Origin of the sequence: Mesorhizobium metallidurans STM 2683, assembly GCF_000350085.1 — a bacterium.
GTDB classification, from domain to species: Bacteria; Pseudomonadota; Alphaproteobacteria; order Rhizobiales; family Rhizobiaceae; genus Mesorhizobium; species Mesorhizobium metallidurans.
This window is the reverse complement of sequence record NZ_CAUM01000133.1, coordinates 1-23881: the sequence shown is the minus strand read 5'-3', so window position 1 is coordinate 23881 and position 23881 is coordinate 1. Positions and strand designations below refer to the sequence as shown.

Sequence of the window (23881 nt, the reverse complement as noted above, 5' to 3'; positions counted from 1 at the left end):
CACTTTGTGCCTGGCGCGGCCGCGGCGATCATGTTCTGGGTGGTCGAAAGCGCGCTGGGCGCGGTGTTCGGCAAGCTCATCCCCGACACGCATGCGCTGGGCATCGATTTCCTGCTGCCGATCTATTTCCTCGGCCTGGTCATGGGTTTTCGCAAACGGCCATTGTGGCTGCCGGTGGTCGTGGCCAGTGCCGCCGCCTCGATCATCGCCTACAAGACGGTCGGATCGCCATGGCACGTTTCCATCGGCGCGATTGCCGGCGTGCTGCTTGCCGTAATCCTGCCCCCTCACCACAGCGGTGTCGAGGCGCGGCCATGAGCACGACCTTGTGGATCATCATCGCCGGTGCGGTCGCCACCTATCTCACCCGCATTGGCGGGCACCTGGTCATCTCGCGCTTCGAAAACATCCATCCGCGGGTCGAGGCCGGGCTGTACGCCGTGCCGGCGGCGGTGCTGACGACACTGGTGGCGCCGGCCGCCCTTACCGCCGGGCCGGCGGAATGGGCGGCGCTGATCGTCACCGCGCTGGTGTCGCTGCGCGGCGGGCTGATGGCGATGTTTTTGGTCGGAGCCGCGGTGTTGATCCTGGCGCGGCAATTCGTCGGGTAATCAGACGCGAGGCGCGATGGCGTGGTTCCCTACAGAGCCGAGACGGCGAAGTCGGCCCTTGTATAGCCAAGGGTCAAAATGGTGGTGGCAATATCCACTCTCGTAGTGATATGCCCGTGATCAATCCTATTGCGAGCCGCGCCCGTGCTTCATTCGATCAATCTAGATTTCACCGAGACCGGCCCAATCAGCTTGCCCGCAAAGGGGATAACGATATTTGTTGGCCCTAATAATTCCGGCAAAAGCCTTGTTCTGCGTGAGATCGAGCAGGCATTCAACGTTCACCCGTTTCCTGCGGGCCTTAACATACTTAAAGACTACGAAGTTGAATGGCCGAATGATGAAAGCGTCAACGCCACTCTTGAAAAGATGAGTCCTTTCAGCATACCAAATTTGCCAATTGATACTATCATGCTTGGCCGATTGAATCCATCTGGCGGTCAAGAGAGTTTGCAGATGGATAAGCAAGCTCTTCTGAACATTGTGGGACAAAAAAATGACAAGTACTGGTTTGCAACCCAGTATTTGAAGTGGGGCGTAATCAGGCTTGACGGTAGGTCGCGATTTAATCTCACAAACGATCAGCCTGGGCATGATTTAACCGGGCCGGCGCAAAACGTCCTAATGCACCTCTTCAAGGATGACGCGGCGCGACAAAAGGTTCGAGCACTTGTTAAAGAGGCCTTTGGCCTGAATTTCGTGGTGGACCCAACCAATCTAGGTCAACTTCGTATTCGGCTTTCTGAAAAAGAACCGTTGGCTGATGAGCAATCGCTTAATGCGGATGCTCGCAAATTTCACGCTGATGCTGTCTACATCAAAGATGCCAGTGATGGGGTGCAAGCGTTTACCGGCATCGTGACAGCTGTCTGTTCAGGGGAATTCCACACCATCCTTGTGGACGAGCCGGAGGCATTCTTGCATCCCCCTTTAGCGCGTAAGCTTGGCAAAAGTCTTGCTGGCTTGGCTGCGGAACGTGGGGGTACGCTCATGGCATCTACCCATAGCTCCGACTTCCTCATGGGATGTGTCCAGGCATCACCAGCTGTGCGCGTAGTTCGACTGGAATATAGCAATGGCAAATCTCGCGCACGCATGATCGATCCGACAATCCTGGAAAAATTTTTCAAGCGTCCGCTCATGCGAAGCGCCAATGTTATTTCGGGCCTATTTCATGACGGGGTGGTGATTTGCGAATCGGATAACGATCGGGCGTTCTATGGCGAAATCTATCATCGGCTTGCGGCCAGCAAACCTGACTATCCCTCGATCCTTTTTATCAACGCCCAGAACAAACAGACCATCAAGGATATGATGGGACCGCTACGACAATTTGGAGTACCAGCGGCGGCAATTCCCGATATCGATTTCGTGAAGGACGGCGGCGCGACTTGGACGGACTGGTTGAAAGCGGCCCAGGTACCAACTGCCCTACACCTGGGCTACGGTCAGCAGCGCGTTGCGATCAAGGACGCACTTGTTGCCACCGGGAAGGATATGAAGTCCGATGGGGGAATTGGTATCCTTGATGCGAATGACAAAGCTGCGGCCGAGCAATTGTTTAACAACCTTGAGGAGTATGGGATATTTCCGGTTCGCCGAGGTGAACTTGAGAATTGGCTTCCGGCACTTGAAGTGGCAGGCAAGAAAACGGACTGGACTGTAGCGATGCTGGAGCGGTTGGGCAGCGACCCTGCTGATCCGAATTACGTGCAGCCTGCCCATAATGATGTGTGGCAGTTTCTTGAAAGCATCGTCGCGTGGATTCGAAACCCCGCTCGGAAAGGGACTGCCTGAGCCTCACGGCCCGTCGTCTCTCCAAAAATCAAATCTTGGCGTCGTGCGGCAGCGGGGCGGTGGCCTTTTCCAGCCAGGCCAGGGTTTCGCCGTCGAGCATCGGCCCGATCTCGGCGAGCACGCGTGCGTGGTATGTGTCGAGCCAGTGCAGCTCGTCGCGCGTCAACAGATCTGACCGCACCAGCCTGACGTCGATGGGCGCCAGCGTCAGCGTCTCGAAACCGTGCATGGCGATGTCGCCGCCGTCTATAGCTTCGGCCGGGGTCACCAGGACCAGGTTTTCGATACGGATGCCGTAGGCGCCTTCCTTGTAGTAGCCGGGCTCGTTGGAGAGGATCATGCCGGCGAGCAGCTTTTCGGTGCCGGTCCTGCCGATGCGCTGCGGGCCTTCGTGCACGGCCAGGTAGGAGCCGACGCCGTGGCCGGTGCCGTGGGCGAAATCGCAGCCGTGCCGCCATAGCGCCAGCCGCGCCACCGCGTCGATTTCGGAGCCGCGCGTGCCCGGAGGGAAGCGCAGCGTGGAAATGCCGATCATGCCCTTCAACACCAGGGTGAAGCGTTCGCGCATCTCCTCGGTCGGCTGGCCGATCGGCACGGTGCGGGTGATGTCGGTGGTGCCGTCCTGGTACTGTCCGCCGGAATCGAGCAGGAACAGTTCGCCAGCCGCAAGTTTACGGTTGGTGGCGCGCGAAACGCGGTAGTGCATGATGGCGCCGTTCGGGCCGGCGCCCGAAATGGTGTCGAAGGACACGTCGCGCAGCGGCATCTGCGTTTCCTCGCCGGTGCCGCGGCGGCACTCTTCGAGCTTGGTGACGACGGCGATCTCGTCGAGCTTGCCGGGTTTCTGGCGATCGAGCCAGCAGAGCAGTTTGGCAACGGCCGCACCATCGCGGCGATGCGCGGCGCGCGCGCCATCGATCTCGGCCCGGTTTTTCGTGGCGCGCGGAATGCGGGCAGGATCAGGCGCTGCAATGACGCTGCCGCCATTGTCCTCGACCAGCATCCGGAGTTTTTCGGCCGCCAGCACCGGGTCGAGCGCTATTCTGGCGCCGCCCTTGGCGAGCGCCGCGACAGCCGCTTCGAATTCACCGGGTTCATGCAGGTCGGCGAGCTGGGTCAGATAGGCGGCCACCGTGCGCGAGAACTTGCGCTGGTCCATGAACAGCTGATGCTTGCCGTCGGCGGCAAGCACGGCGAAGCCGAGCGCCAGCGGCGTATGCGGCACGTCGCCGCCGCGGATATCGAAGGCCCAGGCGATCGAAGACGGGTCGGTCAGCACGGCATGGGTGGCGCCGTCCTTGCCGATGGCCGCCGCCAGTTGCACCAGCTTGTCCCGACCCAGTTCTCCGGCAAAGCCGATCGGATGAATTTCGACAGGCTCCAGCGGCGGTCCGGGCTGGTCCTTCCAGATGGCGTCAATCGGATTCTTGTCGAGCGGCACCAACACGACGCCCGATTTCTCGGCCGAGGCTTTCAGCGCCTCGACGTCGCCGATCGTCTGCAGCCACGGATCGAAGCCGAGCCGCACGCCCTTGCCGAGATTGTCCTTGATCCAGGCGGCAGGCGGGTTGTCGACCAGGCTCTCGATCGCAAAGATGTCGAGATCGACCTCCTGGCGCACCTGCAGCGTGTAACGCCCGTCGACGAACATCAAGGCGCGGTCGCCAAGCACGATGGCGACGCCGGCCGAGCCGCTGAAGCCGGTCAGCCATTTCAGCCGCGCCGAGCGGTCGGCGACATATTCGCCCTGATGCTCGTCGGCGCGGGGCACGATGAAGCCATCCAGCCCGTTGGCCGCCAGCCATTGGCGCAACAGCGCCACACGAGGCTTGCCGACGGCGGGATCGCCTGCGGAATCAAAGGTCTGGAACATGGTGGCCTCTCCTCGGATGCTCGCCGCAACCTAGAGCATTTTGCAGCCAAGTGGAATCACTTGGCGTCGCACAAATGCGGCCAAAACAAATAGATAGAGCGGGATGCCCGGTTCAATTTGAACGCATCCCGCTCAAGCGCATGGCTCCGAAAATCGGAATCGACTTTTATTGCGTCGCCCACCGGCTTGGCCGGAATCAGGGGGAGGTCGCTTTTTCGCATGGAGGCTATGCGGAATAGGCGATTCCCAGACAGGTCAGCAAAGCTTACCTTTCAAGTGTGGAGGAATGTGTCCTGTTGTCCTGCAAAGGAGACTGTCATGCCCACGATTCCAGCCAGACGCGGATTTTTCAGAAACGCCATGAACGCGCTGATAGAAGCCCGCCAGCGCGAAGCGAATCGATATGTGAGCGGTGTGCTGCTCTCCCTCGACGACGAAACGTTGAAGGCGCACGGCTATGATCGCGAAGACCTGAGGAAGGCCGCAAACTCGCCCTACGTCTGAGCGATTTTGCGGGTTGACGCCTCACCGCTTGAGATGGATCGTCACCCAGCCCTCGCGGTGCAAGGTCCGGACATGGCGGAACTGCTGGCCGACATAGGCCGCAACGACCGCGTCGCGTTGCCGGTCGAGGATGCCTGACAGCACAATCGAGCCGCCGAGCGCGATGTGCGCGGCCATTTCGGGCGCCAGCCGCATCAGCGGCCGCGCCAATATGTTGGCGACGATGAGGTCGAAGGGGGCCCGCGCGGCAAAGATCGGATGGTGGAAACCCGGCGCCGTCACCGTTTCGATCAGCGCCTTGACGTGGTTGAGGCGGGCATTGGCTGCAGCCACCTTGACGGCGACCGGGTCGATGTCGGTGGCCAGCACCGGGATATGCGCGAGCCTGGCCACCGCGACGGCCAGCACGGCGCTGCCGGTGCCGAGGTCGAGCGCATTGCGCGGATGCTCGCGCCGCACGACTTGTTCGAGCGTTTCGAGGCAGCCTGCGGTGGTGCCGTGATGGCCGGTGCCGAAGGCCAGGCCCGCCTCGATCTCGATGGCGAGTTCGCCGCTGCGGCGCTTGCCGCGGTCATGCGCGCCATGGACAAAAAAACGGCCGGCACGCACCGGCTTCAGCCCTTCCAGTGAGCGCGCCACCCAGTCGATATCGGGCAGCGCCTCGCGCTCGACCGGCCTCGACAGCGAAAGGCCGGCGAGAATGTCCTTCACCCTGGTCTCGACGGCGTCGACATCGCCATCGGCATAGATCGACACTTCATGGATGTCGCCGTCTTCGTCGACCTCCAGCACGGCAATCGGCAGGCCTTCGTCCTCGAAGGCCGCGCCCAGGGCCGCGAAGGTACGGTCGGCCTCGATCTTGCCGGCCGTGAAGTAAATCCGCGTCTGGGTCATCAGAGATATCAGCTTTCGCCAGCCAGCCGCTTGAGCTTGGCGATGGCGGTGTCCGCGCTTTCGCCGTAGGCGATGGTGCCGGCAAACTCGCCCTTGGCGTTGAGCAGCAGCACCGAGGCGGTGTGGTCCATCGTGTAGTCGCCGTCGCCGGTGTCGACCTTTTTCGAGTAGATGCCGAAGGCCTTGGCCATGGCGTGCACCTTGTCCGGATCGCCCGATATGCCGACTATGCGGTCGGAAAAATTGCTGACATAGGTGTTCATGATCTCGGGCGTATCGCGCTCGGGATCGACCGTGACGAAATAGGCACGCAAGTCCTTGCCGCTGTCGCCCATCGTCTTCAGCCAGCCGGCCAGCTCGAAGAGCGTGGTCGGGCAGACGTCGGGGCAGCGGGTGAAGCCGAAGAAGACGACGCTGGGGCGGCCGCGAAAGGCGGCTTCGGTGATCGGCGCGCCTTTCTGGTCGACCAGCGTGAAGGCTGCGCCATAGGGCTCGCCGCCATAGAGCCCGCGGTACCAGTCGAAAGTGAGCCAGCCGATGCCTGCCGCCATCAGGACGAGAATGCCGACCAGAATTGAACGCATCATCTGTTATGTCCGTCGTGATTTTCATTGGGCGCGCCGGATCGGCGCCATTTGGCGAACACTCTTAACTCTTGATACCGCGCACGCAAAGATGTCGCGTTGCCGCAACTGACGGACCGTGCGCACGATCCAGCTTGCAAAGTGCTGTCCTTCGCCCCACCTGAGACCGGCAAAACTCGAACCGCAGGAGGCTCCCTTTGCAAAGACCGATTGGGCAAAGACTGGTTGGGCGAACACTGATCGGCGGCGCTTTGGCCGCATTTCTCGTCATCGGCGCTGGCGCGGCTGTCGCCCAGGAGGTCGGCAAGGTCGGCGTCGACTGGCTCGGCAACGACATCATCGTCGAGGCGATCAAGGACCCGAAGGTCGAAGGCGTGACCTGCCACGTCTCTTATTTCGACCGCGGCGTCATCGACCGCCTGCAGAAGGGCAACTGGTTCGAGGACCCATCCGATTCCTCGATCTCCTGCCGCCAGACCGGGCCGATCACCATCGGCGCCATCGACATGAGCGAGGCCGGCGAGGAGGTGTTCAAGCAAGGCATCAGCCTGATCTGGAAGAAGCAGGTGGTGAACCGCATCTACGACAAGGCCAACGAGACGCTGATCTATCTGTCGCATTCGCGCCAGGTGCAGGACGGCTCGGCAAAGATGTCGGTCACCACGGTGCCGCTCTACGGCCAGAACGTGGTGTGGACCAACGGCAAGCCGAAATAAGCCCTGGCAACAGGTGACGGACGATTGGTGCCGCTTGCGGGACCAATCGGCGACGCGACAATTGCTCCCGCCTTGCAGGAGCAATTGCGCTGACGTAAATCCGCCGGCATGGATCGTGCCGAAAACCTTGTCCCGAAAGATCCCGAGCCGCGCATCCACCCGACCGCGGAATTGAAGGCGTGCAAGCTCGGGCGCTATGCCTCGATCGGCGAACGGGTCATCCTGCGCGAGGTGAGCGTTGGCGATTTCTCTTATTTCGAGCGCCATGCGGAGGCGATCTACACCACGATCGGCAAGTTCTGTTCGATCGCCGCCAACAGCCGCATCAACGCGCTGGAGCATCCGATCGAGCGGCTGACGCAGCACAAAGTCAGCTACCGGCCGAACGAATATTTCCGCTGGCTGGGCGTCGATGCGGCTTTCCGGGAGCGGCGGCAGGCCAAATCCGTCAGCATCGGCCACGATGTCTGGATCGGCCATGGCGCGGTGATCATGCCAGGGGTGACCATCGGCAATGGCGCGATCGTCGGCGCCAATGCGGTGGTGACGCGCGACGTGCCGCCCTATGCCATCGTCGCCGGCGTTCCGGCCGGCCCGCTGCGCCAGCGTTTCACCGCCGATATTGCCGCACGCATCGAAAATCTTGGCTGGTGGGACTGGCCGGTCGAGAAACTGGCCAGGGCAATCCCCGACATGCAGGCGTTGTCGATCGAAGCCTTCCTCGACCGCTGGGAAGACGCCTGATCACTCGCTCTCTCAGGCTAATCCGAAACGGATTGGCGGCAGGGGCTTTTGGGATGAAACCCCTCCCGCCTTGCGGGGGTGGCGCGGCGGGAGGGGCTGGAGATAAACCGCCGTGAAGCGGAAGGAGCAGGCACTTTGCCTGCGCAACGACTATCGCGCCAAACCCATAAGGAGTGTTTTCCGCGGGATGCGCTTTTCGCGCGCATTCAATTGTGCCGATGTATTTGCTCCCGGTGGGAACCTGAAACGGGCGCCGGTTGTTTCTCATCGCGCAGTCCTTGAGGGATTTCACTAAATGGAAAAGCTTTTTACCAGGATCGCCAACACGGTTGCCCATCTCGCCGGCCTACCGCTGACATTCGCCGCCTGCTGCCTGATCATCCTGGTCTGGGCGACGACCGGGCCGATCTTCGGCTTTTCGGACACCTGGCAGCTCATCATCAACACCAGCACCACGATCGTCACCTTCCTGATGGTGTTCCTCATCCAGAACACCCAGAACCGCGATGGCGCGGCGATCCAGGTGAAGCTCGACGAGCTGATCCGGGTTAGCAAAGCCCAGAACCACTTCATCGGCATTGAGCATCTGACCGAATCCGAGGTCGAGGAGATCCGCGCCAAATGCGAACGGGCGGCGAAGCGCCATGACCGGAAAATCGCCGACATCGCCGCCAAGAAGGCCGTGGCGCAGAAACGCGGCTCGAAAAAGCAAGCCGCCTGAGTTCAGCGCTTCATGAACGCCGCGAAGGCGTCGGCGTGATCGGGATGCCAGCGCGAGAGAGCAGGGCGGTTCTCGATGATGTCACCGATCGCCCAGGCCATGCGCTTTTCGTCCATGGGCCGCGTCGCCTCATTGTCCGGGCACAGTATGTAGAAATCGCCACGCATCAGCGAGGCCAGCATGAAGTCGATGACCTGCTCACCGGTCCAGGCGCCGGCCGGCTTTTGCGTCGCCCCTTCGGTCAGGCCCGTATAGGTAAAACCCGGGATGAGCAGATGCGCCGATAGCTGCGCGCCGGGCTCGTTGCGCAGCGCATGCGCCAGCCCTTCAGTGAAGGTCTTCACGGCCGATTTGGAGACGTTGTAGGCAAGGTTTCCGGGCGGCGTGGTGATGCCCTGCTTGGAGCCGGTGTTGATGATCAGGCCCGGTTTTCCCGTGGCCAGCATGCGCGGCGCAAAGGCCTCGACGCCATGGACGACGCCCCAGAAATTGATGTCCAGCAGCCGCTTCCAGGCATCGCGGTTCTCCCAGGGCTTGCCGGGATTGTCGCCGACGCCGGCATTGTTCATCAGCAGCGACACACCACCGAAGGCGCCGAATGCCTTTTCCGCCAAGCGGTCGACTTCGTCTGCTTTTGAGACGTCGGTCGGGACCGCAAGCACGGCGCCGTCGCCGCCGATCGCGGCGATGGCGCGGCCGGCCTCATCGAGGCGCGCGCCGGCGATATCGGTCAGCACGATCTTCATGCCCAGCGCCGCCAGCCGCCTGGCCGCGGCAAGGCCGATGCCACTGGCGCCGCCGGTGATGACGGCGACATTGCCGGAGGCGAGAGCCGGCAAGGTGGTCTGGATTTCAGCGTCGGAGGTCATGATTTTTTCCTTGTTCGGGATAGCGCCGAACTTAGCGTGGGATGCGGCTCAGGCAAGCTCTCCTGGCGTCTTCGGGTTGACCGCATCGGCGGGCGCTGCGCATGTTGCCGGCGAAAGAGGAGATTTGCCGATTGACCGACTGGATCGAGATCCTGAAGCAACAGACCGCCACCGGCGACCAGATGGGCCGCGAGGTGCCGCAGATGCTGGCCAATCCCGATATCACCGAGGCGCAAGTGAAGACGCTGTTTGCGGCGCTCGAAAAGCAGGCGGAATTCGTCGAGAAGCTGCGCATGGCGCTGGAGAAGTTCGGCCATGATTTTTCCGTGATCAAGGCCGCCGAACGGCTGGAGGAGCGCTATGCCGACCTGGCGGCCTCGGTGGCGGAGAAGCTGAAGGCGATGCGCGGCTAGAGCAGGATGAATTGAAGTTGAATCGGTCATCCTGCTCAAGGTCTTTGTTTTTTCTCATGATCTTGTCCGAAAGTCTGCAACTTTTTGCTTCGCTGACCTTCGGTTCGGGATCATGCTCTAGCGAATAGGTAGTCCAAGGCCGGCCCATTCGTCAGGCGGGATCGTAGGTCCGACACGGAAGGTGAAGGACAGGACCTTCTTCGCATCGGTATCGACCTCGCACCGGAAGCCCAGACGATACCATGTTGCAGCTGTGTGGAAAGCGGCCTGCGGAACATCAAGGATATTGCCCATCTTCAGCGGAACAAGTGGCACCAGGTCAGGAAAATAGGAGGCGTCCTGTAATTGTTGCTGCAACGCGCTGGCGCAAAGTCTGGCAGCCCGCTGTCCACGAGGCACTCCGGCGATCGAGGTCGTAGCCAGCACATCGCCGGTAACGCCTTGCGAGTAGAGCCGGCGAACACCCGGAAGACCCGCATAGTTGCGTGCGTTCGTGGAGCTTGGCCTCCTGGCGCTCGCGTTTCCGAGCTTCGAGACCTTTGCAGGGCTGGGTTTCGGCGCATTTGCGGGTCTGGGCCGGGGCGCGTCGGCTGACGTGGGAAGCTCGATCTCACCGCCGCTGCCGGCAGCAGCCAACGGCGTTGGTGCCGCGGCTGTTTGCTTGTCGGTGTGCGTTCCCACATCTTGTCTGTCTGCCTCCTGTTTGTCTACGTCCTGGGCTGATGGTGCCTGCTTCTGCTGTGTGGGCTCGGCGTCCTTCGCTGCGATTGCCGAGTTGTCGCCGTCCGTGGCTGAATCCGCCTGCTCCTCGGCCTTTGGCATGAAAGGCAGCTTCGAATCGTCATCCTTGGCCGGCGACGGCGAGTTGTCTTGAGGGCTGCTCCCATCCAGGGATTTCCTGGGGCCGGTATCCTTCTCGCCGAACTGAAAAACGGGCTTCAGGATCTCGATTGGCGACGGCTTGCGCGGCTGCTTTTCCGGTGCAGGCGGCTTTTCAACTTTCTGCTCTGGCGGTTTTTCGACTTTGGGAGCCTTTGGGGGAGCAGGTTTCGGCTTTGGCTGATCGGGCGGAGGTACAAGCGCGACATTTACCGGTTGCTCCTCCTGCGGCTGTTGGGGAGGCGTCGGCAGGCCGTAGACCAGGACAGCTGCGATGAGCGCATGCAGGGTCAGCGATGCGGGCAAGCCCCACAGTAAATTCCGACGCTGCACTCGTGTCTCGTCCTTCATCTGACCGATGTGGAGTGAAATAGCGGCGGCATCAAGCATGAGCGTGGGAGTGGCGCGATTTTAGCCGCTGGACAGGTGGTGATTTGGATGGCCGTGCGCATCCGCGTGTGGTGCCAGTCGGGTCGACAAAGGTGCGGCTGTGGAGAAAGCTCCACATGGCCACAATTACTGGCAAACCCTCCGGACCTATTTTTCAATCAGTCGCTCGAACCGCCTGTCCGGCACGAGCAGCGCGACACCGAGCGAGGCGGTTCGGTACAGATTTTTCATGGATATCGCCTTTGTGACGAAGCGTGCCGGAGCGGGCGCAACCTCAAAGGGCGTCGCATCGATGATGCCGCCTGCGCCTTTCCGCCAAGCGGTCTAGGACGCAGGCGTGCCGCGCTCAATCGCTGTCGCGCGCGATCAGCTCCAGCGGCCAGACCTCGCGGATGGCGCGCGGGCCTTCCTCGCCGGCATAGGCCGGGATCGAGGCCAGCAGCATTTCGGCGAGCCTTCGTCCCATCGGCGCCAGGGGAGGGCGGAAGCCGGTCAGTGCCGGCGAGAAATAGCGGCATAGCGGCGTGTCGACGATGACGATCACCGCGATGTCGTGGCCGGGCCTGACGCCCATCTCGGCCAGCGCCTTGCAGCCGCCGAGCGCCATCGCATCATTGTTGAAGATGATGGCGGTCGGCGGGTCCTTGGAATTCATCACCCCGGGCGTCACTTCGTAGCCGCCGGCCTCGTTGATGAAGCCGGAGGCGATCAGTTCGGGATCGACCGCGATGCCATGCCGCCGTAGGGCCTTGCGATAGCCGGCCAGGAACAGATAGCCGAAATTGAGGTCGAGGGACGGGCGGATGGCGGCGATGCGGCGGTGGCCGCGCGCCACGAGACGGTCGACAGCGTCGGCGCCGGCCTTTTCGAAATCGAGGTCGAGCGAGGGATAGGACTTGCCGCCGGAGCGGCTGCGGCCGAGCGTGGCGAAGGGGAAGCCGACCCTGGTCAGATAGTCGATGCGCTCGTCCTCGCGCCGCGTCCAGGCCAGCACCACGGCGTCGGCCCGGCGCGTCTCGACAACACGGCGCAGGCGTTCCTGCTGATAGTCGCCCGGCGCGCCCATGACGACGATCAGGTCGAGTCCGCTTTCGGCGAGTTTCGCCTGCAGCCCGGTCAGGAACGGAATGAAGAAGGGCTCGCCATATTGCTGGTCGCCGGGATGCGGCTGCAGCATGAAGGCAATCGAATGGGTCGAGCCGCGCCGCAGGCTGCGGCCGGACTGGTTCGGCGAATAGTTCAGCTTTGCCGCCGCGTCGAGCACGCGCTGGCGCGTGTCGGCATTGACGTCGGCACGGCCGTTGAGCGCGCGCGACACGGTGCCGATCGAAATGTTCAGGTGACGTGCAAGGTCGTGGATGCTGGACGCCAAAGGACAGTTCTCCCCCTTGCTTGGCTAGCACCGGCAGCCGCACAGGCCAAGGATAAAGACGATTTTTCGCGAGCGGCCAATTGACATTCTACCTCATCGGGTGTGTTGTCGTAAACGTTTACGGAAAACGCTTACGGTGATGCCGTGAATGCCGTGACTTCGGCCTGGAGGGGCCGAACGGGAGGAGTTGGATGATGGATGTCGTCCTGGTCGGCTGTGGCGCCATGAGCAAGCACTGGCTCGATGCCGCGAGGCAGATCGACGGGCTCAGGATTGCCGGCCTTGTCGACCTCGACGCCGAACGGGCGAAGGCGAGGGCGCTCGAATACGAGCTTGCCGGCGCCGTCATCGGAACCAGCCTCGACGCGGTGCTCGACCAGACCAAACCGCAAGCGGTATTTGATGTCGTGGTTCCCGCGGCCCGGCGCGATGTCGCGCTTGCCGCCTTCGCGCATCACTGTCATCTCCTGACCGAGAAGCCGCTGGCCGACAGCCCGGCCAATGCGCGCGCCATCGTCGAGGCGGCGCGCAGCGCTGGGCGCATTCACGCCGTCGTCCAGAACCGCCGCTATGTCGCCAATGTCAGGCGCATCAGGCGCTTTCTCCAGTCCGGCGCCATCGGAGCGCCAACCAGCATCCATGCCGACTTCTTCGTCGCCCCGCATTTCGGCGGCTTCCGCGAGGAGATGGCGCATGTCCTGCTGCTCGACATGGCGATCCATACGTTCGACGCCGCCCGCTACATGGTCGGCGGCGAGCCGGTGAGCGTCTATTGCCAGGAATGGGAGCCGGCGAATTCCTGGTATCGGCAGGGGTCGTCGGCAAGTGCGGTCTTCGATCTCGGCGGCGGCAGGCTGTTCACCTATGCCGGCTCCTGGTGCGGCGCCGGCTTCCGCACCAGCTGGGAAGGCAACTGGCGCATCGTCGCCGAGCGCGGCAGCCTCACCTGGGACGGCCATGATGCGCTGAAGGCGGAAGTCGTGCTGCCGGTTCGAGAGGGCTTGTTCGACAAGACCGAGCCGGTCGACGTACCGCCGCTCGACCCCGCCGACCGCATCGACGGCCATCTCGGCATCATCAGGGATTTCATGCACGCCGTCGAAACCGGCACCGAGCCGGAAACGCGCGGCACCGACAACATCAGGAGTCTGGCCATGGTTTTTGGCGCCATCGAGAGCGCCGAGACCGGGCGCCGGGTGGCGATTTCACAGGACGCACAATGATGCCAAACCCGCTTCTCGATATCAGGATCGGCACCATGGTGCGGGCCAATCTCGAGGACCCGGCCGCCTATATCAAGCAGATCCTGCCGCTTGGTTTCGAGAGCATCCAGCCCTTCTTCTGGCAGACGCTGGGCGGCAAGGACCTGCCAAGGCTCGCCGGCCAGGTCCGCGACGCCATCGGCGATGCCGACGTCATCGTCTCGTCGCTCGGCGTGTTCGGCAATCCGCTGGAGAGCGGCGATGTCGATCAGGGCGTGCTCAAGGCCTGGGAGACTGTCATCGACAATGCGCATCTGTTTGGAACCAGCATGGTCAGCGGCTTCACCGGCCGCATCCGCGGCAAGAAGCTGACGGACAGCCTGCCGCGCTTCCGCGAGGTCTGGGGGAAGCTGGCCAAACGCGCCGCCGACAAGGGCGTGCGCATCGCCTTCGAGAATTGCGCCATGGACGGCAACTGGGCCAGCGGCGATTGGAACATCGCCCACAATCCGGATGCCTGGGAGCTGATGTTCAACGAATTGCCCGATGAGAATCTAGGGCTGGAATGGGAGCCCTGCCACCAGCTCGTCTATCTCATCGACCCGATGCCGCAGATCCGCAAATGGGCGCCGCGCATCTTCCATGTCCACGGCAAGGACGCGACGGTGCGCTGGGACGTGATCCGCGAGCATGGCGTATTCGGCCGTCTGCCGTTCGCGCAGATGCGCACGCCGGGCTTCGGCGACAGCGACTGGACCAGGGTGATCAGCGAATTGCGGCTCGCCGGCTACAAGGGCGCTATCGACATCGAGGGCTGGCACGACCCGGTCTATCGCGGCGACCTCGAGATCACCGGGCAGGCGCGGGCGCTGGATTATCTCAAGCAATGCCGGGGAGGCGCCAGCTACCTGCCAAATCCGGTTTGAGGATCGGCCGGCGGGAGGAGCCGGCCAATGAAGCATTGCGGCGAAAAGCCGAAGCATTCGTTCGAAACCCCTCGGCTTGCGAGGGAACAATGGGAGGATAAGTGCATGAGCATCGCGATGAGAACGACAGTTCTGCGCTCGACCGTCGTGGCGGCCGCCACGGCGCTCGCCGCCGCCATCTCCACCTTGCCGGCGCAGGCGCTCGACGCGCAATGGTGCAAGGATGTCCGGATCCGCTTCTTCGTCGGCGGCGCCGAGGGCGATGCCTTCGGCACCATCGTCTACAATGGCGCCAAGCAGGCGGCGGCCGATCTCGGGCCCAAGGTCGACTACATCTTCTCCCAGTGGGACGTAGAGAAGATGGTGCAGCAATTGCGCGAAGCCGTCGCCGTGAAGCCCAACGGCATCGCCATGATGGGTCATCCCGGCGACGCCTCGATCATGCCGCTGGCCGAACAGGCGCACAAGGACGGCATCAAGATGATGTACCAGAACGTGCCGGTGCCGAAGGTGGTGGAAGCGTTCGGCGGCGGCTATGTCGGCGCCCAGCAGGAACAGCAGGGCCGTGCGCTCGGCGCCGAGGCGCTCAAGCTGGCCGGGCTCAAGGCCGGCGACAAGGCGATCATGATCGGCCCGTTCGAGAACGAAAGCCGCGGCGCGCGCGAGCGCGGCACCGTCGCGGCGCTGAAGGAGGCGGGCGTCGAGGTCATCCAGCTGTCCTCGCCGCCAAGCGGGGAATGGGCTTCCGATCCCAATCTGGCCATTCCGGTGATCACCGCGGCGCTGCTTAACAATCCCGACGTCAAGGCGGTCGGCTATCCCGGCGGACAGATGCTTGGCAACGTCGCCACCTACATGCAGGCGGCGGGCCGGAAGCCGGGCGACATCTTCAATTTCGGCTTCGACACCAGCCCGCAGATTGTCGAGGCCTTCAAGGGCGGCTGGGTGCAACTCACCGCCGACCAGCAGCCGTTCCTGCAAGGCTATCTGCCGATCCTCAGCCTTTGCCAGCAGGTGGTGCTTGGGCTGGCGCCGATGAATGTCGACACCGGCGCCGGCTTCGTCACGCCGCAGAATTACGAGATCGTCGCCGAGCTCGCCAAGCAGGCGCTGCGCTGACCTCCCAAGCCGTCGGCCGGGGTCTGGCCCGGCCGGCGGGGCCGCTGGCGAGAACGCCGGCACGAAATCAAGCGAGGATCGCCATGGCCGAACGCATCATCGAATTGCGCGACATCAGCAAGTCCTACGGTCAGGTCTATGCGCTGGGCGGGGTCAATCTCAGCGTCGACCGCGGCGAGGTGGTCGGCCTGATCGGCGACAACGGCGCCGGCAAGTCGACGCTGATCAAGATCCTGTCCGGCGTCGTCAAGCCGACCAGCGGCGAAATCCTGGTGCGCGGCAAGCCGGTGACCGGATGGAGCCCCGCGCGCTCGCGCGAGGCCGGCATCGAGACCGTGTTCCAGGACCGGGCGCTGGCCGTGCAGCAGACCATCGTGCGCAACATCTTCATGGGCCGTGAGCTCACCGGCTGGCTCGGCTGGCTCAAGGTCAACAAGGAAATCCAGGAGGCGAGCCGGCTGATGCGCGAGATCGGCTTCACCTCGAAAGTGTTCACGCCGCACTCGATCGTCGGCCAGCTCTCCGGCGGCGAACGCCAGGGGGTGGCGATCGCGCGCGCCATCTACAAGAAGGCGGAGCTGATCGTTCTGGACGAACCGACGACGGCGTTGTCGCTGACCGAGACCGCCAAGGTCTTTCACTTCGTGCGCCAGGTGCGGGCGAGCGGGCGCTCGATCCTGTTCATCGGCCACAACATCCATCACGTCTTCGACATCGCCGACCGCTTCGTGGTGCTGGATCGCGGCAAGGTGGCGCTGACCGCCGGCCGCAGTGAGGTCAAGTCGGCCGAGGACCTGATCAACTTCATGGAAGACGTGGCGCATCCCGGCGGCTTGCCCGGATTGCACGAAGCCAACGATGCGGGGAGGGCGGCGCGATGAGCAAGACCATGGAACCCGATCTGCAGAGCCCGCTTGGCGGCACGCAGAATGAGGCCGCTGGACAAGAGTGGAGACACCCGTCCGACAACTGGCTGCGCGGTTTCATCCTCGACAACCGCGCCGCGCTCGGCACGCTTGCCGTGTTCATCGTCATGATGGCGGTGTTCATGATCGCCAACCCGACCGTGTTCACCACCTGGTATCTCTACAGCTCCGTGCTGACGACGCTGCCGGTGGCGTTGTTCGTGGTGGTGCCGCTGGTGTTCGTCGTCACCTGCGGCGAGATCGACCTGTCGTTTCCGGCGACGATGGGTTTTGCCTCATGGGTGTTCGCGCTGGTGGTGCAGGCCGGCTACGACCCGTTCCTCGGCATCGCCGCCGCCATCGCCACGGGCACGCTGCTCGGCTTCCTCGTCGGGTCGCTGGTCGTCTATGGCGGGTTGTCGTCGCTGATCGCCACGCTCGGCATGAATTTCCTGCTGCGCGGCCTGATCCAGATCATCAACGAGGGCAAGTCGACCGCGCTGACCAGCCTCGCCGACAGCTGGGCCTACAAGATCTTCTCCAGCCAGCTCTACGGCATCCCGGTGCAGATCTTCTGGGCCATCGCCTTCGTCGTACTGTCGGCGCTGCTCTACAACAGGCATCGCTTCGGCGCCCAGGTCAGGGTGGTCGGCGACAACCCCGACAGCGCCCAGCAGATGGGCATCGACGTCAAGCGCGTGCGGGTGAAAGTGTTCGTGTTCGTCGGCATCGGTGCGGCGATCGCCGGCACCTTTTCGGTGATGATCAACTTCACCTGGTGGCCGACCGCCGGCGACGGCTATCTCCTGCCGGTGCTGGCATCGGTGTTCGTCGGCGGCACGCCGACCTGGGGCGGCATCGGCACGGTGGTCGGCGGCGCGATCGGCGCGGTCACAGTGTCCTTCATCCAGACCGGCGTGGTGGCGGCTGGGTTGAGCGGCTTCTACGTGCAGTTCTTCAACGGGCTGATCATCATCCTGTCACTGCTCGGCCACAAATGGAACCAGGCGCGGTATCGGTGAGGGAGGCTGCCGCTTCAAGCTGCTTAAACGCAGGCAATCGCTTCAGGTTTTGTAGTCCCGTTTTCCGGACGTTGGCGCCGCCCCTCATCGCCCTGCCGGGCACTTCTCCCCGTATAGTGACGGGGAGAAGTGGCTGGCAGCAGCCTCGGCGCCCTTCCTGCAACGCTGGTGATTGGCGAAACCGGCGATGACAGCGCCCCTCCCCCCGTCACTATACGGGGAGAGGATGCCGGCAGGCAGGTGAGGGGCGGCGCCGGCTTCGACAATTGGCGGTCTCCACGACAAGTTTCGTCTGAAGCGACTGCGCTGACGCAGGTGAGGATGCTTCCAAGTCGATACGCAAACTACTGGAATTCAGACCAATCAATTTTGCCGGTAAAATCGGCAAGTGAGTAGCCATTTCACTCACACCGCCGCCACAAACCCGTCCAGCACGCGTTTCTGGCCGGCCTTGTCGAAGTCGATGGTCAGCTTGTTGCCTTCGATGGCGGCAATGTTGCCGTTGCCGAACTTCTGGTGGAAGACGCGGTCGCCGACGTTGAAGGCCGATGGCGTGTCGGCGACGGATTTGGCGACCAGCTCGCCGTCGATGGTGCGGCCTTTGACCGAGGTGCGGCCGGCGCCATAGCCGGAGTCGGTCTCGCCATAGCCGATGCGCTCGACCTGATGGCCGGAGCGCGAGCCCCAGTTGCGGTCGGTCGCCTCGGTGCGGTTGGCTTGCGCGCGCTGCCAGCCGGGCGTCGCATAGGTGTTGGAGAAGCTTCCCGATTTCTCTTCGCCGACATTGTCGAAGCGCGAGGCGCCATAAGGATTCTGCCTTCCTGCCCCTTTGCCGCCACGGCCGGAGGCGAACGAGCCGCCACCATAGGAATTGCCGTAGCCACCATAGGAGTTGCCGCTTTCGGCGACCTCGACATGGGCTTCCGGCAGTTCTTCGAGGAAGCGCGAGGGAATGGTCGATTGCCACAGGCCATGGATGCGGCGGTTGGAGACGAACCACAGGTGCAGGTTCTTCTTGGCCCGGGTCAGCCCGACATAGGCCAGGCGGCGCTCTTCCTCCAGCCCGGAGCGGCCGCCTTCATCGAGTGACCGCTGGTGCGGGAACAGGCCTTCCTCCCAGCCGGGGAGAAAAACGGTCTCGAATTCGAGGCCCTTGGCCGAATGCAGCGTCATGATGTTGACGGCGTCGAGGGCTTCATTCTGCTCGGCGTCCATGACCAGCGCCACATGTTCGAGGAAGGAGCGTAGCGATTCATACTCCTCCATGGAGCGGATCAGTTCCTTCAAATTCTCCAGCCGGCCCGGCGCTTCCACCGAGCGGTCGTTCTTCCACATGTCGGTGTAGCCGCTCTCCTCGAGAATGGTCTCGGCGAGCTCGGTGTGCGGCGTGGTTTCCAGCGCCTTCTGCCAGCGCTCGAAATTGGCCGCGACCTCGCGCAGCGCGGCGCGCGGCTTCGGCTTCAGCTCGTCGCTTTCGGCGAGCTTGGCTGCCGCCTCCAGCATCGGGATGCGGAGCGCGCGCGCCGTATCGTGGATCTGGCGGATGGTGGCTTCGCCGAGCCCGCGCTTCGGCACGTTGACGATGCGCTCGAAGGCGAGGTCGTCGGCGCCTTGCGCGACGACGCGGAAGAAGGCCAGCGCGTCGCGGATTTCCATGCGCTCGTAGAAGCGCGGGCCGCCGATAACGCGGTAATTGAGGCCGAGCGTGACGAAGCGGTCCTCGAATTCGCGCATCTGGAAGGACGCGCGGACAAGGATCGCCATATCGTTCAGATTGTGCCGATTTCCTTGTTTATCTGGGCGCTGGTAGGCCTCGATGGTCTCGCCGACGGCGCGCGCCTCCTCTTCCGAATCCCAGGCGGCGTGAACATGCACCTTCTCATCGTCCTCGGCGACCTTTTCGGTGAACAGCGTCTTGCCGAAGCGGCCCTCATTGTGGGCGATCAGATGGGAAGCGGTGCCAAGGATGTGGGCGGTGGAGCGATAATTGCGCTCCAGCCTTATGATGGTGGCGCCGGGGAAATCCTTGTCGAAGCGCAGGATGTTGTCGACCTCGGCGCCGCGCCAGCCATAGATGGACTGATCGTCGTCGCCGACGCAGCAGATGTTGACGGTGGCACGGGTCTCGGCCGAAGAGCGCCCAATCTCCCCCCTGGAGGGGGAGATGTCGCCGGAGGCGACAGAGGGGGGCGCTGTCCCTCCAGCCTGTCGGCGCGAGGCCTCTGTCCTGCCGGACATCTCCCCCTCAAGGGGGGAGATTGGCTTGCCATCCGGCCGCTGCGCCAGCAGCCGCAGCCACATATATTGCGCGGTGTTGGTGTCCTGGTACTCGTCGACGAGGATGTAGCGGAAGCGCTTGTGGTATTCCTTCAGCACGTCCGGATAGGCGCGGAAGATGCGGATGGGGTGGCAGAGCAGATCGCCGAAATCGCAGGCGTTCAGCGTCTGCAATCGCTCCTGATAGGCCTTGTAGAGTTCGCGGCCCTTGCCGTTGGCGAAGCTGCGGGCGTCGCCCTCGGGGATATCGGTGGGGCCAAGCCCCTTGTTCTTCCAGCCGTCGATCATCTGCGCAAACTGCTTGGCCGGCCAGCGCTTGTCGTCGAGGCCTTCGGCCTGGATGAGCTGCTTGATCAGGCGCACGACATCGTCGGTGTCGAGGATGGTGAAATCGGATTTCAGCCCGGCCAGCTCCGCGTGCCGGCGCAACAGCTTGACACCGATCGAGTGGAAGGTGCCGAGCCAGGGCATGCCCTCGACATTGCCTTCGCCGATCAGGATGCCGATGCGCTGCTTCATCTCGCGCGCCGCCTTGTTGGTGAAGGTGACGGCGAGGATCTGCGACGGGAAGGCCTTGCCGGTGGCGAGGATGTGCGCGATGCGGGTGGTCAAGACCCGCGTCTTGCCGGTGCCGGCGCCGGCCAGCACCAGCACCGGGCCTTCGGTGGTTTCCACCGCCAGCCGCTGCTCGGGGTTCAATCCCTTGAGATAGTCGGGCGCATTGTTCTGGCCGCTGCGGGCAGCCATGGCGCGCGCGGCGATGCCGGACGGGGCCGCGGGCCGCGCATTCGGTTCGTCAAAAAAGGGCATGTCTTCCGAAAAGCCGGACATCGCCCCCGAATGTAGTGATTCGGTGGGGAAAGGCCAGAAGTGTCTACGTTTTGTTCCGGTTTGGAAGCCGAATTGCCGATCGGCGTGCGAATATTATCGCCGGTGCCCGACAATCCGGCCAAAGTTCTCTCTCCCAGACCCTACCTGGCCGATGCCCGCATCCGCTCGCCGATCTTGTCGGCCACGTAGCCGGCGTCGCGTGCCGCGCCATGGATCATCGTTGAAGAGGTCGAATGCTGGAAATGCAGGCCGCAGACATAGAGGCCGGGCTCGTCCTCCACGATGCCGCGATACTGCTTCACCCGGCCGGTTTCGTCGAAGACCGGCAGCTTGATCCAATCCAGCCCGGCCCGGAAACCGATACACCAGATGACGTTTGAAACATCGAGAACCTGGCCATCGTCGAGCATCGGCTTGCCATCACTGACGCCGGTAACGCGGGAGACCCGGCGGACGCCGGCGGCGTCCAGATCGCTGGGCTTGACCCGGATCAGCGGCAGGCCATGGGCCAGTTGACCCGGCTTGACCTTGCGGCCCATCGGCGTGTCGACCGTGAGCAAGCGGTGGAAGACGATGCGGAAGACGATGGGCAGCACAAGACGCATGGCGAAGTAGCCGTTGTAGGCGACCGGGATGTTGCCGGGATGCCGGCCGGCCAGCCAGACCTGATGCGTGCGCGCCAGATCCATGGCGATTTCCGCGCCGGAATTGCTGGCGCCGACCAGCAGCGCGCTGCCCGCATTGAGCTGCGAGGGGTTCTTGTAGGCGCCCGAGTGGAATTGCCGGATCGACGGATCGAGCGATGCAGCGAAATCCGGGATTTTCGGCTTCTGGTAGCTCGAGGCCGCGGCCACGACATGATTGGCGACGTAACGGGTTTGGCCTGATGTGACGATATAGCGGTCGCCGGAACGGGTCACCTCATCGACCTTGACGCCGGTGCGTACCGGGAGAGAGAATTTCCTCGCATAGGCCTCGAGATAGTCGGCCATGTCGTCCTTGGCCGGGAAGGAATAGCGGGCGGCGGGGAAAGGCATGCCGATCAGCCCGTCAAAGCGTGCCGGCGTGAACAGGCGCAGCGAATCCCAGCGTGAACGCCAGATGTCGCCGACGCGTTGGCGGGCCTCCAGGACAACGAACTTCATGCCCTTGCGGGCGAGGTGATAGCCGACGGACAGGCCATTTTGTCCGGCGCCAATGACGACGACATCGACATGTTCTTCCCTGAGCATGGGTCGCCTTTCGTCGCCGATCGGAGACTCGTTTTCCGCAGCCTGCACCGCGCTAGCCTCCAGTTGCACGAACGCCGCACCCTGTTCCAGCAACGCGCCGGCGCGCGCCCTGGTTTCGGTGATGCCGACGCCATGGCCGTGCGGTTTCATTGCGTGTGTTGAAGAGGGGGCGTGGCTCGAAATCGGGAGAGGTGTCGAAATCTGGTTCATGATCGCTCCATGCGAGTTTCGTTGGTCATGGAGCAAAAAATAGCGAGCCGGGCACGGCGCCGCTTCGGGGAGACACCTCACGAGAGAAAGAAAATGCCATGGGGATTTTCCCCCACGACGCCGTGTCAGACCAGGCCGTTCTGGAAGGCGTAGGCTGCCGCGGCGGTGCGCGAGTTGACCGCCAGCTTGTCGAAGATATTGCTGATGTGCCGGTCGACGGTCTTTTCGCTGAGACCGAGCTCTATCGCGATCAGCCGGTTTGTCTTGCCGGTGGCGACAAGGCCGAGGACTTCGATCTCGCGCGGCGTCAGGCCATGCGAGGGTGAAGCGGTGGGCCGCATCAGCAGATTGACGCGAGCGAGATCGGGGGCCGCGCCAAGTGCTGCGAAAACCGATCCGGCGACCTCGAATTCCAGCTCGGCGCCATCCTCGTCGCCGAGCATGCGGCAGGCCTGACCGGCCAGCACGCGCAGACGTGCCTCCAGATAGGGCGCGCCGGAGCGCTGCCAGATTGTCAGCGCGGCGCGGAAATGGCCGAGCGCCGTCGCGGCATCGCCGCCAGCCATCTCGATTTCGCCTCTCGCCTGCGCGGCCATCGCGGCCAGGATCTCGGTGGCGAAGCGGCGGGCGAGCGCCTCCAGTTCCGCGCAGGCATCGCGCGCTCCATCGAAGGCGCCCGCTGCCATCATGATCTCGACCAGCGCCGGAAGCAGGCGGGCACGGCCAAGCGGCGCCTTGGTCGTGGCAAGCACGCGGCGAATGGTTGCCGTCGCCTGCTCGGTCCGGCCCTGCATGAGGCGCAGCAGCGCCATGCCGGGCTGCGGGTCTAGCCCGAGACGGCTGGCGGCGCGGTAGAGGTCTTCGGCGGCGGCGAATTCACCGCGCAGCCGATGGATTTCGGCCTCCTGGTAGGCTGCACCCGCTGCCGCTTCGCTGCCGATGGCATGCGTGAGCGACAGAGTGGCGCGCCTTGCCTCGGCGATGGACTCCTGCCAGGCGCCGTTCAATTCCATGATCTCGGCCCGATGTAACAGGCAGATGCCGTTGAACTGAACAAGCTGCGGCTGCGATCCGCACCAGTTCGACAGCGCTTGCGTCCATTCGCGCGAGCGGTCGAGCGCATAGACCTGCCGGCACGCGGCAATGAGGTTGCAATAGATGAGGCCGGTGACCACAGGCGAGATTTTGCCGTCGGTGGCCGGCAGCATGGCTTCGTCGAGCAGGGCGATGCCTTCCTCGACCCGGCCCTGCCGAACCAGTGCGCGCCCGAGATAGCATCTGGCAAAGGCGATCAGATCGATGTCGCAACAGCGTTCGCCGATCGCGAGCGCCTGCCTTGCCTGCGCCTCCGATGCCGGATCGTTGCCGGTCACAAGCTCCTTTTGGGCGGCCAGCAACACCAGGTAGCCATGCGCCGCGCACTCGCGGCCAAAGCCATCAGCCAGACGCTGCGCCTGCTGGATACAGGCGGTTGCGTGGCCTTCCTCGCCCAACGCCATAAGCCTGAAGCCACGGAAGAATGCCCAATACGCCGCCTGGTCGTCACGGCCCGCTTCGATATGCAGGTTGAAGAGACGCTCGCCGGCGGCGAAGATGTCCTGATCTCGGTCCAGCATGCCCGCCGACCAGAGCAGCCGTTCCAGGTCTTCCACGCCAAGAGACGCGATCTCGTCCGTTGCCCGCAGAAGCGCGAAGGCATCCGCCCATGCCCGCTGCGCGTAGGCGTGGCGGGCCTTTTCGAGCAACGAGGCGGCATCGGCTTTCATCGGCAGAGCATAGCATTGCCCATT

The 23881-nt window shown here is 63.4% G+C and carries 21 protein-coding genes and 1 pseudogene; 13 read left to right on the top strand and 9 right to left on the bottom strand.

What is annotated here, in order from left to right:
- Positions 1–30: 30 nt before the first annotated feature.
- The 3 genes and pseudogenes from MESS2_RS21915 to MESS2_RS21905 form a co-directional block, all read left to right on the top strand.
- Positions 31–318, top strand: a pseudogene (locus tag MESS2_RS21915) (AzlC family ABC transporter permease); the annotation flags it as partial.
- On the top strand, positions 315–611 hold the full coding sequence (locus MESS2_RS21910) for an AzlD family protein (protein WP_008876644.1): 297 nt from the start codon (positions 315–317) through the stop codon (positions 609–611). The pseudogene MESS2_RS21915 and the gene MESS2_RS21910, both read left to right, overlap by 4 nt.
- A 144-nt stretch (positions 612–755) precedes the next feature.
- Entirely contained in the window at positions 756–2408 is a 1653-nt protein-coding gene (locus MESS2_RS21905) for an ATP-dependent nuclease (protein ID WP_040593724.1), read from the top strand.
- Between the two features lie 28 nt (positions 2409–2436).
- On the opposite strand, the gene MESS2_RS21900 is transcribed toward MESS2_RS21905, so the two are convergent.
- Entirely contained in the window at positions 2437–4281 is a 1845-nt protein-coding gene (locus MESS2_RS21900) for an aminopeptidase P family protein (protein WP_008876642.1), read from the bottom strand.
- 318 nt (positions 4282–4599) lie between these two features.
- On the opposite strand from MESS2_RS21900, the gene MESS2_RS21895 reads away from it, so the two are divergent.
- Positions 4600–4785 carry a hypothetical protein gene (locus MESS2_RS21895; protein ID WP_040593718.1) on the top strand — a complete coding sequence of 62 codons (186 nt, stop codon included), beginning with the start codon at positions 4600–4602 and terminating at the stop codon, positions 4783–4785.
- A gap of 21 nt (positions 4786–4806) precedes the next feature.
- Here the strand turns inward: MESS2_RS21895 and MESS2_RS21890 are convergent, their stop codons facing one another.
- Both MESS2_RS21890 and MESS2_RS21885 read right to left on the bottom strand, forming a co-directional pair.
- Positions 4807–5679 carry a 50S ribosomal protein L11 methyltransferase gene (locus MESS2_RS21890; RefSeq protein WP_008876641.1) on the bottom strand — a complete coding sequence of 291 codons (873 nt, stop codon included), beginning with the start codon at positions 5677–5679 and terminating at the stop codon, positions 4807–4809.
- A gap of 8 nt (positions 5680–5687) precedes the next feature.
- Positions 5688–6266, bottom strand: a complete 579-nt coding sequence (locus MESS2_RS21885; protein ID WP_008876640.1) for an SCO family protein — start codon at positions 6264–6266, stop codon at positions 5688–5690.
- A gap of 194 nt (positions 6267–6460) precedes the next feature.
- Here MESS2_RS21885 and MESS2_RS21880 point away from each other — a divergent pair, with 194 nt between their 5' ends.
- From MESS2_RS21880 to MESS2_RS21870, 3 genes are all read left to right on the top strand, one after another.
- A complete protein-coding gene (locus MESS2_RS21880) occupies positions 6461–6979 on the top strand; it encodes a CreA family protein (RefSeq protein ID WP_008876638.1) in 519 nt (172 codons plus the stop codon).
- Positions 6980–7087: 108 nt separating this feature from the next.
- Positions 7088–7723: a DapH/DapD/GlmU-related protein gene (locus MESS2_RS21875; RefSeq protein ID WP_008876637.1), complete on the top strand. Its 636-nt coding sequence runs from the start codon at positions 7088–7090 to the stop codon at positions 7721–7723.
- Positions 7724–8018: 295 nt separating this feature from the next.
- Positions 8019–8444, top strand: coding sequence for a low affinity iron permease family protein (locus tag MESS2_RS21870; RefSeq protein ID WP_008876635.1), 426 nt, complete (start codon positions 8019–8021; stop codon positions 8442–8444).
- Between the two features lie 2 nt (positions 8445–8446).
- Here MESS2_RS21870 and MESS2_RS21865 read toward each other — a convergent pair whose 3' ends face one another.
- Positions 8447–9313, bottom strand: a complete 867-nt coding sequence (locus tag MESS2_RS21865) for an SDR family NAD(P)-dependent oxidoreductase (protein WP_008876634.1) — start codon at positions 9311–9313, stop codon at positions 8447–8449.
- Between the two features lie 131 nt (positions 9314–9444).
- Here MESS2_RS21865 and MESS2_RS21860 point away from each other — a divergent pair, with 131 nt between their 5' ends.
- Positions 9445–9726 (top strand): hypothetical protein, encoded by a 282-nt coding sequence (locus MESS2_RS21860; protein ID WP_008876633.1) that lies wholly within the window; start codon positions 9445–9447, stop codon positions 9724–9726.
- A gap of 117 nt (positions 9727–9843) precedes the next feature.
- Here the strand turns inward: MESS2_RS21860 and MESS2_RS21855 are convergent, their stop codons facing one another.
- Both MESS2_RS21855 and MESS2_RS21850 read right to left on the bottom strand, forming a co-directional pair.
- Positions 9844–10995, bottom strand: coding sequence for a DUF930 domain-containing protein (locus tag MESS2_RS21855; protein ID WP_008876632.1), 1152 nt, complete (start codon positions 10993–10995; stop codon positions 9844–9846).
- 346 nt (positions 10996–11341) lie between these two features.
- On the bottom strand, positions 11342–12367 hold the full coding sequence (locus tag MESS2_RS21850) for a LacI family DNA-binding transcriptional regulator (protein WP_008876631.1): 1026 nt from the start codon (positions 12365–12367) through the stop codon (positions 11342–11344).
- 191 nt (positions 12368–12558) lie between these two features.
- Here MESS2_RS21850 and MESS2_RS21845 point away from each other — a divergent pair, with 191 nt between their 5' ends.
- The 5 genes from MESS2_RS21845 to MESS2_RS21825 all read left to right on the top strand — a co-directional run bounded on the left by MESS2_RS21845 (position 12559) and on the right by MESS2_RS21825 (position 17541).
- Positions 12559–13590, top strand: coding sequence for a Gfo/Idh/MocA family protein (locus tag MESS2_RS21845; RefSeq protein WP_040593715.1), 1032 nt, complete (start codon positions 12559–12561; stop codon positions 13588–13590).
- A complete protein-coding gene (locus tag MESS2_RS21840) occupies positions 13587–14495 on the top strand; it encodes a sugar phosphate isomerase/epimerase family protein (RefSeq protein WP_008876629.1) in 909 nt (302 codons plus the stop codon). The genes MESS2_RS21845 and MESS2_RS21840 overlap by 4 nt, the downstream gene beginning before the upstream one ends.
- A gap of 105 nt (positions 14496–14600) precedes the next feature.
- Complete coding sequence (locus tag MESS2_RS21835) at positions 14601–15614, top strand: substrate-binding domain-containing protein (protein ID WP_008876628.1); 1014 nt, start codon at positions 14601–14603, stop codon at positions 15612–15614.
- A gap of 83 nt (positions 15615–15697) precedes the next feature.
- Complete coding sequence (locus MESS2_RS21830) at positions 15698–16495, top strand: ATP-binding cassette domain-containing protein (protein ID WP_008876627.1); 798 nt, start codon at positions 15698–15700, stop codon at positions 16493–16495.
- Positions 16492–17541, top strand: a complete 1050-nt coding sequence (locus tag MESS2_RS21825) for an ABC transporter permease (protein ID WP_008876626.1) — start codon at positions 16492–16494, stop codon at positions 17539–17541. Before MESS2_RS21830 ends, MESS2_RS21825 begins: the two co-directional genes overlap by 4 nt.
- A gap of 405 nt (positions 17542–17946) precedes the next feature.
- Here the strand turns inward: MESS2_RS21825 and MESS2_RS21820 are convergent, their stop codons facing one another.
- The 3 genes from MESS2_RS21820 to MESS2_RS21810 all read right to left on the bottom strand — a co-directional run.
- Entirely contained in the window at positions 17947–20649 is a 2703-nt protein-coding gene (locus MESS2_RS21820) for an ATP-dependent helicase (protein ID WP_008876625.1), read from the bottom strand.
- A gap of 140 nt (positions 20650–20789) precedes the next feature.
- Positions 20790–22031 (bottom strand): flavin-containing monooxygenase, encoded by a 1242-nt coding sequence (locus MESS2_RS21815; protein WP_008876624.1) that lies wholly within the window; start codon positions 22029–22031, stop codon positions 20790–20792.
- A gap of 185 nt (positions 22032–22216) precedes the next feature.
- Positions 22217–23881, bottom strand: a 1665-nt coding sequence (locus MESS2_RS21810; protein ID WP_244440043.1) for a helix-turn-helix transcriptional regulator, incomplete at its 5' end; no start/stop codon positions are given.